Source organism: Streptomyces swartbergensis (assembly GCF_002148965.1).
Taxonomy (GTDB): Bacteria; Actinomycetota; Actinomycetes; order Streptomycetales; family Streptomycetaceae; genus Streptomyces; species Streptomyces swartbergensis.
In genome coordinates this window covers 1-2,273 of record NZ_NGFN01000621.1, presented here as the reverse complement: position 1 = coordinate 2,273, position 2,273 = coordinate 1, and the positions used below count along the sequence as shown (strand labels likewise).

Genomic DNA, 2,273 nt, shown 5'->3' with positions numbered 1-2,273 from the left:
GGGCGAAGGCCGGGCGGGTGACCAGAGACGCGGGGCCGGTAACCCCGCACGCGGACCGAGGGCCGTAGGCACGGGCCTGGTGGCCACACGCACGGGGCGAAGGCCGGAGCGCGGGCCTGTTGGCGACGCACGCGGGGCGAAGGCAGCAGGCACGGGACCGTGACCACAGCGCGGGGCCGTGGCCGCAGCGCGAGGCCGAAGCCGCAGGCACGGGCCCCAAGCCTCAGCGCGAGGCCGAGCCACACACACGCGCAGGGCCAAGGCCGCAGCCGGGCCAGTTGCCACAGGCGCGGGGCGAAGGCCGGAGTCGCAGGGCCGGTAACCGAAGGCGCAGGGCCCTGGCCGCAGCGCGGGACCAGGCCGCAGGCGCGGGCCGGTGGCCGGAGACGCACGGTCGGGTGGCCGTACACGCGGGCCAAAGGCCGCAGGCACGGGACCAGGCCGCAGGCGCGGGCCGGTGGCCGGAGACGCACGGTCGGGTGGCCGTACACGCGGGCCAAAGGCCGCAGGCACGGGACCGTGTCCACAGCGCGGGGCCGTGGACACGCGCACGGGGTGAAGGCCGTAGACGCGGGACCGTGGCCGCACATGCGGGCCAAAGGCGGCAGGCAGGGACCATGACCGTGCCCGGGACCGTGACCACACGGGAACGGGTGAAGCCGCAGGCACGGGACCGTGGCACACACGCGGGCCGAAGTCCGCAGGCACGAGACGAAGGCCAGAAAAACGCGGAGCGAAGACCGCAGGCACGAGACGAAGGCCAGAGACGCATGGTCGGTGGGCGCACTCAGAGGTAGGGAAAACCCCCCGTCCAAGACGCCGACGGACTCCATGGTCCGCCGACCTGCGGCGGAGGAGGGTGGAGGTACGAGGGAACAGCCGCAGGACGAGGAGAAGGACGGCGCCGATGGCCACGGAGTACGGACAGGGGTACGGGCTCGACGGCAGGCCCGGGTTTCCCGGGAGCACCGAGCGGCGGCACCGGCTGCCCGCCGCGCTGCGGGCGCCGGTCGAGGGCCGCACCTGGCGCGAGCTCGGCTATGTGCTGCTCAGCCTGCCGATCAGCATCCTGCTGTTCACCTACGCGGTCACGATGGTGTCGCTGGGAGCGGGACTGGTGGTGACGTTCCTCGGCATCCCGGTGCTGGCGGCGGCGCTCGCCGGGTGCCGTGGCCTTGGGGCGCTGGAGCGGCTGCGGGCGCGGGCGCTGCTGGGCATGGAGGTGGCCGACCCGGAGCCGCTGCGGATGAAGAAGCCCGGCGCCATGGCGTGGGTGGGGGCCGTCCTCAAGAGCGGCGCCTCCTGGCGGGCCCTGCTGTACGCGGTGCTGCATCTGCCGTGGGCGGTGTTCTCGTTCGTCGTCGCCGTGAACGTCTGGGTGCTGGGCTGGGCGCTGCTGACGTACCCGGTGTGGTTCTGGGTGTTCCCCATGCACGCCGGGCAGGACGGGATGCAGCTGTACGGCGACGAGACGCACCGGGTCTACCTGGACAACCCCTTCGAGATCACGGTGACCGCGCTGGTGGGTCTGCTGTTCACGATCGCCACGCCGTGGATCGTGCGGGCGCTGACGATGGTGGACCGGCTGCTGGTGCACGGGCTGCTCGGGCCGTCGCGGCTGGTCTCGCGGGTCGTGGAGCTGGAGTCGGACCGGGGCGTCGTCGTCGACACGGCGGCGGCCGACCTGCGGCGCATCGAGCGGGATCTGCACGACGGGGCGCAGGCTCGGCTGGTGGCGCTGGCCATGGATCTGGGACTGGCGAAGGAGAAGCTCCAGGAGGATCCCGAGGAGGCCGTGCGGATGGTGGACGAGGCGCACGGTGAGGTGAAGACGGCGTTGCAGGAGCTGCGGGACCTGGCCCGGGGGATCCACCCGGCGGTGCTGACGGACCGGGGGCTGGACGCGGCGCTGTCGGCGGTGGCGTCGCGGTGCACGGTGCCGGTGCAGGTCGAGGTCGACCTGGCGGAGCGGCCGGCGCCGGCCATCGAGGGGATCGCGTACTTCACGGTGTCGGAGCTGCTCCAGAACGTCAGCAAGCACGCGCGGGCGACCTGGGCCGGCGTGGAGGTGTGGCGGACGGAGAACCGGCTGATGCTCCAGGTCGTGGACAACGGCGTGGGCGGGGCCGACACATCCCAGGGATCCGGGCTGGCGGGGCTGGCGGAGCGGCTCGACGCGGTGGACGGGATCCTGGTGGTGGACTCGCCGACGGGAGGGCCGACCCGGGTGACCGCGGAGTTGCCGTGGCGGGGCGCGCACGTGAGGTGACCTT

The 2,273-nt window shown here is 73.5% G+C and carries 1 protein-coding gene; it reads left to right on the top strand.

Annotation, left to right across the window (positions count from 1 at the left end):
- Positions 1-907 precede the first annotated feature (907 nt).
- Entirely contained in the window at positions 908-2,269 is a 1,362-nt protein-coding gene (locus tag CA983_RS42910; RefSeq protein WP_086606024.1) for a sensor histidine kinase, read from the top strand.
- Positions 2,270-2,273: the final 4 nt, after the last annotated feature.